Source organism: Cytobacillus massiliigabonensis (genome assembly GCF_900199725.1).
Classification (GTDB): domain Bacteria; phylum Bacillota; class Bacilli; order Bacillales; family Cytobacillaceae; genus Cytobacillus; species Cytobacillus massiliigabonensis.
This window is the reverse complement of the sequence record NZ_LT904903.1, coordinates 251681-257680: the sequence shown is the minus strand read 5'-3', so window position 1 is coordinate 257680 and position 6000 is coordinate 251681. Positions and strand designations below refer to the sequence as shown.

Here is a 6000-nt window from a genome sequence, read left to right as displayed (position 1 = left end):
CCCGCCTGTCGGTTTTCAAGACCGATCCCTTCAGCCGGACTTGGGTATTCCTCCATACAATAAAGTAAGTAGCGGCAGAGGGGATCGAACCCCCGACCTCACGGGTATGAACCGTACGCTCTAGCCAGCTGAGCTACGCCGCCAAAATAAAATAAGAATGTTTATGGTGGAGCCTAGCGGGATCGAACCGCTGACCTCCTGCGTGCAAGGCAGGCGCTCTCCCAGCTGAGCTAAGGCCCCATAAATAAAAAACTCAACGCAAAATCAATATTTATAAACTCAGTGTTATTAGGCTAAACTGACATAATAAAATGTAAAATGATGGTGGAGGATGACGGGATCGAACCGCCGACCCCCTGCTTGTAAGGCAGGTGCTCTCCCAGCTGAGCTAATCCTCCGATATAATGGTGACCCCTACGGGATTCGAACCCGTGTTACCGCCGTGAAAGGGCGGTGTCTTAACCGCTTGACCAAGGGGCCCATATGAAATGAGGCGAAAAAAATAGCCCAACATTAGGGCTTAGCCTGGCGGCGTCCTACTCTCACAAGGGGACAGCCCCTAACTACCATTGGCGCTGAGAAGCTTAACTTCCGTGTTCGGGATGGGAACGGGTGTGACCTTCTCGCTATCGCCACCAGACTATTTTTTAGTTAAAGGATTGTTCCTTCAAAACTAGATAACAGACAGACATCATTTTTTCGTTTTTTGGTTAAGTCCTCGACCGATTAGTATTTGTCAGCTCCACGTGTCACCACGCTTCCACCTCAAACCTATCAACCTGATCATCTTTCAGGGGTCTTACTAGCTTGACGCTATGGGAAATCTCATCTCGAGGGGGGCTTCATGCTTAGATGCTTTCAGCACTTATCCCTTCCGCACATAGCTACCCAGCGATGCTCTTGGCAGAACAACTGGTACACCAGCGGTGCGTCCATCCCGGTCCTCTCGTACTAAGGACAGCTCCTCTCAAATTTCCTGCGCCCACGACGGATAGGGACCGAACTGTCTCACGACGTTCTGAACCCAGCTCGCGTACCGCTTTAATGGGCGAACAGCCCAACCCTTGGGACCGACTACAGCCCCAGGATGCGATGAGCCGACATCGAGGTGCCAAACCTCCCCGTCGATGTGGACTCTTGGGGGAGATAAGCCTGTTATCCCCGGGGTAGCTTTTATCCGTTGAGCGATGGCCCTTCCATGCGGAACCACCGGATCACTAAGCCCGACTTTCGTCCCTGCTCGACTTGTAGGTCTCGCAGTCAAGCTCCCTTATGCCTTTACACTCTTCGAATGATTTCCAACCATTCTGAGGGAACCTTTGGGCGCCTCCGTTACTTTTTAGGAGGCGACCGCCCCAGTCAAACTGCCCACCTGACACTGTCTCCTGCCCCGATCAGGGGCATGGGTTAGAATTTCAATACAGCCAGGGTAGTATCCCACCGATGCCTCCACCGAAGCTGGCGCTCCGGCTTCCAAGGCTCCTACCTATCCTGTACAAGCTGTACCGAAATTCAATATCAGGCTACAGTAAAGCTCCACGGGGTCTTTCCGTCCTGTCGCGGGTAACCTGCATCTTCACAGGTACTATAATTTCACCGAGTCTCTCGTTGAGACAGTGCCCAGATCGTTACGCCTTTCGTGCGGGTCGGAACTTACCCGACAAGGAATTTCGCTACCTTAGGACCGTTATAGTTACGGCCGCCGTTTACTGGGGCTTCAATTCAGAGCTTCGCGTGAGCTAACCCCTCCTCTTAACCTTCCAGCACCGGGCAGGCGTCAGCCCCTATACTTCGCCTTGCGGCTTCGCAGAGACCTGTGTTTTTGCTAAACAGTCGCCTGGGCCTATTCACTGCGGCTCTTCGAGGCTTTAACACCCCAAAGAGCACCCCTTCTCCCGAAGTTACGGGGTCATTTTGCCGAGTTCCTTAACGAGAGTTCTCTCGCTCACCTTAGGATTCTCTCCTCGCCTACCTGTGTCGGTTTGCGGTACGGGCACCTTATCCTCGCTAGAGGCTTTTCTTGGCAGTGTGGAATCAGGAACTTCGGTACTATATTTCCCTCGCTGTCACAGCTCAGCCTTCACGCAAACGGGATTTTCCTCGCTTGCAGCCTAACTGCTTAGACGCACATATCCAGCAGTGCGCTTACCCTATCCTCCTGCGTCCCCCCATTGCTCAAACGGAGTTTGGTGGTACAGGAATATCAACCTGTTGTCCATCGCCTACGCTTTTCAGCCTCGGCTTAGGTCCCGACTAACCCTGAGCGGACGAGCCTTCCTCAGGAAACCTTAGGCATTCGGTGGATGGGATTCTCACCCATCTTTCGCTACTCATACCGGCATTCTCACTTCTAAGCGCTCCACCAGTCCTTGCGGTCTAGCTTCAACGCCCTTAGAACGCTCTCCTACCACGGACATCGGTAGATGTCCATCCACAGCTTCGGTGATACGTTTAGCCCCGGTACATTTTCGGCGCAGAGTCACTCGACCAGTGAGCTATTACGCACTCTTTAAATGGTGGCTGCTTCTAAGCCAACATCCTGGTTGTCTAAGCAACTCCACATCCTTTTCCACTTAACGTATACTTTGGGACCTTAGCTGGTGGTCTGGGCTGTTTCCCTCTTGACTACGGATCTTATCACTCGCAGTCTGACTCCCATGGATAAGTCTTTGGCATTCGGAGTTTGTCTGAATTCGGTAACCCGATGGGGGCCCCTAGTCCAAACAGTGCTCTACCTCCAAGACTCTTTCTACATGAGGCTAGCCCTAAAGCTATTTCGGAGAGAACCAGCTATCTCCAAGTTCGATTGGAATTTCTCCGCTACCCACACCTCATCCCCGCACTTTTCAACGTGCGTGGGTTCGGTCCTCCATTCAGTGTTACCTGAACTTCAACCTGGACATGGGTAGATCACCTGGTTTCGGGTCTACGACCACATACTCATTCGCCCTATTCAGACTCGCTTTCGCTGCGGCTCCGTCTATTCAACTTAACCTCGCATGTAATCGTAACTCGCCGGTTCATTCTACAAAAGGCACGCTATCACCCATTAACGGGCTCTAACTACTTGTAGGCACACGGTTTCAGGATCTCTTTCACTCCCCTTCCGGGGTGCTTTTCACCTTTCCCTCACGGTACTGGTTCACTATCGGTCACTAGGGAGTATTTAGCCTTGGGAGATGGTCCTCCCTGCTTCCGACGGGATTTCTCGTGTCCCGCCGTACTCAGGATCCACTCTGGAGGGAACGAAGTTTCAACTACAGGGCTTTTACCTTCTCTGGCCGGCCTTTCCAGACCTGTTCATTTACCTCGTTCCTTTGTAACTCCGTGTAGAGTGTCCTACAACCCCAAGAGGCAAGCCTCTTGGTTTGGGCTAATCCCGTTTCGCTCGCCGCTACTCAGGGAATCGCGTTTGCTTTCTCTTCCTCCGGGTACTTAGATGTTTCAGTTCCCCGGGTCTGCCTTCATTACCCTATGTATTCAGGTAAAGATTCTATCCCATTACGGATAGAGGGTTCCCCCATTCGGAAATCTCCGGATCAAAGCTTACTTACAGCTCCCCGAAGCATATCGGTGTTAGTCCCGTCCTTCATCGGCTCCTAGTGCCTAGGCATTCACCGTGCGCCCTTTCTAACTTAACCTACTTCGGTCAACAATCAGCTTCGTATTTCTGCGTCAACTCATTCGTCAACATCCTCACGTGCCAACTACGCACGTTCCGGTGTTTCCTCAATCGTTTCCTTGAACTACTTGCTTCTTGTTGCCCTCATGGTTTGTGCTCTTATTTTGATTATAAAAAATCATTTAATAAGAGAAAACTAAGATGGCGATTACTCGGTTATTCTTCTTTATATACATTATCTAGTTTTCAAGGAACAAAAAATAACGAACGGATTCGTTATGTTGGTGGAGCCTAGCGGGATCGAACCGCTGACCTCCTGCGTGCAAGGCAGGCGCTCTCCCAGCTGAGCTAAGGCCCCGTTATGAAATGGTGGGCCTAAATGGACTCGAACCATCGACCTCACGCTTATCAGGCGTGCGCTCTAACCAGCTGAGCTATAGGCCCATTCTATCATAAATAATGGAGCGGGTGAAGGGAATCGAACCCTCGACAACAGCTTGGAAGGCTGTGGTTTTACCACTAAACTACACCCGCATATGAGAATTGGAGGCAGCAACCGGATTTGAACCGGTGATAAAGGTTTTGCAGACCTCTGCCTTACCACTTGGCTATGCCGCCTTAAAGAAAATGGCTGGGCTAGCTGGATTCGAACCAACGCATGTCGCAGTCAAAGTGCGATGCCTTACCGCTTGGCTATAGCCCATTGAAGTTTCATCATGAATTACATCTTTGAATAAACCACATGATTAATCACCGCAGGAACATTTAATTAAAAATGAATATGCTCCTCCGAAAATACCTCTGTAGTTAAGTGTTCTAATATTAACTACAATTGATTACATATATTTAATGTTATAAATGGGGCGGCTGATGGGAATCGAACCCACGAATGTCGGAACCACAATCCGATGCGTTAACCACTTCGCCACAACCGCCATATTAAAAAGTGGTGGAGGGGGGCAGATTCGAACTGCCGAACCCGAAGGAGCGGATTTACAGTCCGCCGCGTTTAGCCACTTCGCTACCCCTCCATATAGATCTAAGTAATAAAAAAATGGTGGCTCAGGACGGAATCGAACCGCCGACACAAGGATTTTCAGTCCTTTGCTCTACCGACTGAGCTACTGAGCCATTTGCAATATGGTTACCTAATTTATGATTTCAGTTCAACCTTTGTTCCAAAGCTCTTCGTTCTTTGTCACAGATAGCTATTCAGAGCTGTAACGCTTCGGACTGCTATCTGCTCTACCGACTGAGCTACTGAGCCAAATATTGTTTTATATCCTAAACATTGTTTGCACTAAAATCTGTGCTCAAAAATTCTCACGAATTTCCTCGCAGATCGCCGCTGAGGCTTAGTCATGGATGTTAGCGATCCTCTACCGACTGAGCTATTGAGCCAATTACAATTACAAAAACAATTACAAATAAAAAAATGGCGGTCCGGACGGGACTCGAACCCGCGACCTCCTGCGTGACAGGCAGGCATTCTAACCAACTGAACTACCGGACCAATATTTTTATATTAATTTATGTGGAGGAGGAAAGGGGATTCGAACCCCTGCGCGGTTTGACCCGCCTGTCGGTTTTCAAGACCGATCCCTTCAGCCGGACTTGGGTATTCCTCCATACAATAAAGTAAGTAGCGGCAGAGGGGATCGAACCCCCGACCTCACGGGTATGAACCGTACGCTCTAGCCAGCTGAGCTACGCCGCCAAAATAAAATAAGAATGTTTATGGTGGAGCCTAGCGGGATCGAACCGCTGACCTCCTGCGTGCAAGGCAGGCGCTCTCCCAGCTGAGCTAAGGCCCCATAAATAAAAAACTCAACGCAAAATCAATATTTATAAACTCAGTGTTATTAGGCTAAACTGACATAATAAAATGTAAAATGATGGTGGAGGATGACGGGATCGAACCGCCGACCCCCTGCTTGTAAGGCAGGTGCTCTCCCAGCTGAGCTAATCCTCCGATATAATGGTGACCCCTACGGGATTCGAACCCGTGTTACCGCCGTGAAAGGGCGGTGTCTTAACCGCTTGACCAAGGGGCCCATATGAAATGAGGNTTAGGCACGCCGCCAGCGTTCGTCCTGAGCCAGGATCAAACTCTCCAATAAAGAGTAAGATTAGCTCTTAAGTTTAAAACTTGAATTAACGTTGACGTTCTTGCTTTGTTTAGTTTTCAAAGAACTATAATTTAAATCAGGATTCGATTATATCATGCTGTTGAACCGTTGTCAATCACTTTTTTGAAATAACTTTTCAGTAATCACAACAGATTTATATAATAGCACATCAACCAACACGTCGTCAACAGCTAAAAGGGTAAATAAAATGAGGATTTAAAAATCACTCATCTAACTTTCAGCTGAGAT

Annotated in this window: 18 tRNA genes and 2 rRNA genes; all 20 read right to left on the bottom strand. The window is 49.2% G+C overall.

Annotation, left to right across the window (positions count from 1 at the left end):
* Nucleotides 1-69 precede the first annotated feature (69 nt).
* Nucleotides 70-143 (bottom strand) — tRNA-Met (locus tag C1726_RS07345).
* 21 nt (nucleotides 144-164) lie between these two features.
* Nucleotides 165-240 (bottom strand) — tRNA-Ala (locus tag C1726_RS07340).
* An 82-nt stretch (nucleotides 241-322) separates the two neighbouring features.
* Nucleotides 323-398: transfer RNA gene (locus C1726_RS07335), tRNA-Val, on the bottom strand.
* Nucleotides 399-405: 7 nt separating this feature from the next.
* A tRNA-Glu gene (locus C1726_RS07330) sits at nucleotides 406-480 on the bottom strand.
* A gap of 43 nt (nucleotides 481-523) precedes the next feature.
* Nucleotides 524-640 (bottom strand): 5S ribosomal RNA (gene rrf / locus C1726_RS07325).
* A gap of 66 nt (nucleotides 641-706) precedes the next feature.
* Nucleotides 707-3641, bottom strand: a 23S ribosomal RNA gene (locus C1726_RS07320).
* 263 nt (nucleotides 3642-3904) lie between these two features.
* A tRNA-Ala gene (locus C1726_RS07315) sits at nucleotides 3905-3980 on the bottom strand.
* Between the two features lie 9 nt (nucleotides 3981-3989).
* Nucleotides 3990-4066, bottom strand: a tRNA-Ile gene (locus C1726_RS07310).
* A gap of 16 nt (nucleotides 4067-4082) precedes the next feature.
* A tRNA-Gly gene (locus tag C1726_RS07305) sits at nucleotides 4083-4156 on the bottom strand.
* A gap of 10 nt (nucleotides 4157-4166) precedes the next feature.
* Nucleotides 4167-4240: transfer RNA gene (locus tag C1726_RS07300), tRNA-Cys, on the bottom strand.
* Nucleotides 4241-4250: 10 nt separating this feature from the next.
* Nucleotides 4251-4325, bottom strand: a tRNA-Gln gene (locus C1726_RS07295).
* A gap of 156 nt (nucleotides 4326-4481) precedes the next feature.
* Nucleotides 4482-4557, bottom strand: a tRNA-His gene (locus C1726_RS07290).
* 12 nt (nucleotides 4558-4569) lie between these two features.
* Nucleotides 4570-4653, bottom strand: a tRNA-Tyr gene (locus C1726_RS07285).
* 24 nt (nucleotides 4654-4677) lie between these two features.
* Nucleotides 4678-4753: transfer RNA gene (locus C1726_RS07280), tRNA-Phe, on the bottom strand.
* 305 nt (nucleotides 4754-5058) lie between these two features.
* Nucleotides 5059-5135: transfer RNA gene (locus tag C1726_RS07275), tRNA-Asp, on the bottom strand.
* 22 nt (nucleotides 5136-5157) lie between these two features.
* Nucleotides 5158-5250 (bottom strand) — tRNA-Ser (locus C1726_RS07270).
* 15 nt (nucleotides 5251-5265) lie between these two features.
* Nucleotides 5266-5339, bottom strand: a tRNA-Met gene (locus tag C1726_RS07265).
* Between the two features lie 21 nt (nucleotides 5340-5360).
* Nucleotides 5361-5436, bottom strand: a tRNA-Ala gene (locus tag C1726_RS07260).
* A gap of 82 nt (nucleotides 5437-5518) precedes the next feature.
* Nucleotides 5519-5594, bottom strand: a tRNA-Val gene (locus C1726_RS07255).
* Nucleotides 5595-5601: 7 nt separating this feature from the next.
* Nucleotides 5602-5676: transfer RNA gene (locus tag C1726_RS07250), tRNA-Glu, on the bottom strand.
* Nucleotides 5677-6000: the final 324 nt, after the last annotated feature.